At 57.4% G+C, this 2,724-nt stretch carries 1 protein-coding gene and 2 pseudogenes; all 3 read left to right on the top strand.

The window, feature by feature from the left end:
* Positions 1–595: pseudogene (locus WBV42_RS19795) on the top strand (hypothetical protein); the annotation flags it as partial.
* Positions 595–1,647: a hypothetical protein gene (locus WBV42_RS19790; protein WP_423987567.1), complete on the top strand. Its 1,053-nt coding sequence runs from the start codon at positions 595–597 to the stop codon at positions 1,645–1,647. The pseudogene WBV42_RS19795 and the gene WBV42_RS19790, both read left to right, overlap by 1 nt.
* Before the next feature lie 83 nt (positions 1,648–1,730).
* A pseudogene (locus WBV42_RS19785) lies at positions 1,731–2,724 on the top strand (type IV secretion system protein VirD4); the annotation flags it as partial.

Raw genomic sequence — 2,724 nt, 5'->3', positions numbered from 1 at the left:
GAGTCAAGTATCGTATCTCGACCTTCAGCAGATCCAGGGACTCGGAGCAGCGGCGGACAAAGCGACGATGCTCCAGTTGATGCTCGGACAGGTCTATCAAGCGGTGAAACGCGCACCTGGCGAGACGCTCTTCGTCGTCGATGAAGCGCACTATCTCTTCCAATCGAAGGAAATCCTCGCCTGGCTTCAACAGTCGGCCCGCCACTGGCGACACTTTAACGCTGGCCTGTGGTTCCTCTCACACCGACCGGGTGACTTCGCGAGTGCTGACGACACGGATATGCAAGAGTACAAACGCGCTATCCTCGGGCAGATTCCGACGACTGAGTTCTTCTACACGGACAAGCTGGAAGAGCAAGACGCAAAGGAACGCTTCGGGATGAACGACGAGCAACTACAGTTCATCACTCAGCACGCCAAACGTGGTGAGCAGGGACTCGGGTACACCGACTATCTCGTTGATTATGCAGACGTCGAGGGGTGGATGCACGCGCAAGTCAGGGCCTCACCGTTCGAGGATACAGTCTATAGCTACAAAGCCAGCGAGCACGGTCCCTTCGAGGAGTATATCGCCGACGAATGGGGTGAGATCTAATGGGGCTGTTCGGCAGTGACGAGACGCACGGGAGCTACACGGCAACGCAACTCGGTGAATCATACACCCAAACCGTAGACGAGACACCGGGTGTCTTGCTTGGAATTCGCCCCTACAAAGATAATCAGGGAATTGTCGATGGTGCAGCAATGCTCCAATCGCTCCACGACGTTCGAACGAAAGGGATTCGAGACACAAACATTAGCCAGCACCACTCCTTCGAGTTGTGGTTCGATGAGGAGAAGCTGAAGTTCTACATGCATGCCGCCGACGAGAGTGCCGCAAACAAGTTCCGCCGACGCGTCGCGAACAGTTACTCGAATACGCAGGTATTCCGAGTGGAGGGCGGCGACGCATTCCCGCAAATCCGTCCTAACGACTATATCGCGGGTGCCGAGCTTGACTTGAACCGTCACTACTACTACCCGATTCGCAACCACCAGGGCGACGGCTTCGAGCGCGACCCGTATGGCGAAGTAACGAGCGAGATGCTTTCGACGCCGGAAACGCGGGTCGTTGTGCAGGTCGTCTTCCGGCCCGCGAAAAACGATTGGACGGAAGGCGAAGGGGGACTCCTTTCTCGGGGAGAGAGCGTGGACGACGTCGCCGAGGGGCTTCGGTCGGACCAGGTTGTCGGGTGGCTGAACCCCCGTACTCGTGATGCGAGTAAGAAGGACCGCGAAGCGGCGGACGTCGTCGAAATGCAGCGGGGACAGTACGGTTTTCACACCAATATGCGGATTCTCGCCGTCTCACCGGACCCGTATGAAGCCGAATCACGGGCACGAGGCGTCGCGGGAATGTTCACCCGCTACTACAACACCATGACTGAGCAGGGGTTTACTGACGAGCCTGTTCCTGCCAGCGACCGCGGCGCGTTCATCGAGAAACTCCACGCTCGGGAGTGGGAGGACCGCGAGATGATTCTCTCGGTGAGCGAACTCGCCGGTGCTGCACACATCCCGAACAAGGAAATTGAGACGCCGAAAATCGACTGGCGTTACTCCCAACGCGGCGGCGAGGTTCCAGCCGACAGTCAGCGCAGTGAGTAACAACGACGGCACTCCCTCGCTTCCCGGATGGTCCACGCCGCCACGTCGGTGCAAGCCCGACGCCGGGATTTTGGTGACACACGATGTTCGACAACCTATTCGGCAACAAAGACACTCCTGACACCGAGTCAGTAGACGCCGATCGCGACGAACAAGACGACGAGATCCCCGATGAGCTTCGAGCGCCAACCGGTGAACCGTATCAGATAACGCCAACGAAGAACGACCGAATCGGCGGCGCTGAAGTACTCACTCATACGGAAGAACACGGCGTCGTCGCCGGGCCGAAGGTACGTCGGTTGCTCGAAGGTTCACGGACGCGCCCCGAAGGCCCACTCTGGACAGGTTACAACGACAGTGCCCAAGAGGGCTTCCGCGAAGTACCGATTGAGTTCGGATCGCTCTTTCAGCACAACTGGGTGTGTGGAACGACAGGAGCCGGAAAGACGACGGAACTGTTGAACTGGATGGTGCAGCTCGCATACGCCGGTCATGGCTTCGTCTACTTCGACCCCAAAGCACGCGACTCGAAAGAACTCCTCCAACTCCTCCCGGAGGACCGCCTCGACGATGTGATTTGGATCGAACCCGGCGACGAGGACTTTGATCGGGATGTCGGAATCAACTTCCTCGAAATCCCCGAAACGGACAGTCAGGTTGAACAGGAACGCGAAATAGAAGATCGCCTCGAGAACCTGAAAGCGATTCTGGATAACGACGACTATTGGGGGCCACGAATGCGGGCGATTACCGAGAGCATGGGCCGAGCAATGATGAAATCGGACAAAGACTACTCGGTGATCGATTTCTACTTCGTCCTCCTGAATCAGGAGCGTCGCGAGCAGTTCGCCGAGGAGGTCGAGGACCCCTACATAAAGGAATTCGTGAACGAGATCGCCCAGATGGACGACGATGCTGTTCGTCCCCTCCTGTCGCGAGTGAAAAATTGGGTCGAGAACGGTGTCATTCGGCGGATTATCGCCCAACGGGAAAGTTCGATCGACTTCCAGAAGATCATCGACGAGAACAAGATCGTGATCGTCCGTACGCCGGTGTCGAATCAGGACGTCAAGCAGA

Origin of the sequence: Haladaptatus sp., from assembly GCF_049589095.1 — an archaeon.
In the GTDB taxonomy this organism is placed as follows: Archaea; Halobacteriota; Halobacteria; order Halobacteriales; family Haladaptataceae; genus Haladaptatus.
The sequence above is the reverse complement of the archived record's forward strand: the minus strand, read 5'-3'. Positions and strand labels throughout refer to the sequence as shown.

Coding starts and splice junctions, on each gene's coding strand:
- WBV42_RS19790 (WP_423987567.1), top strand. CDS start 595: ATGGGGCTGTTCGGCAGTGACGAGACGCACGGGAGCTACACGGCAACG.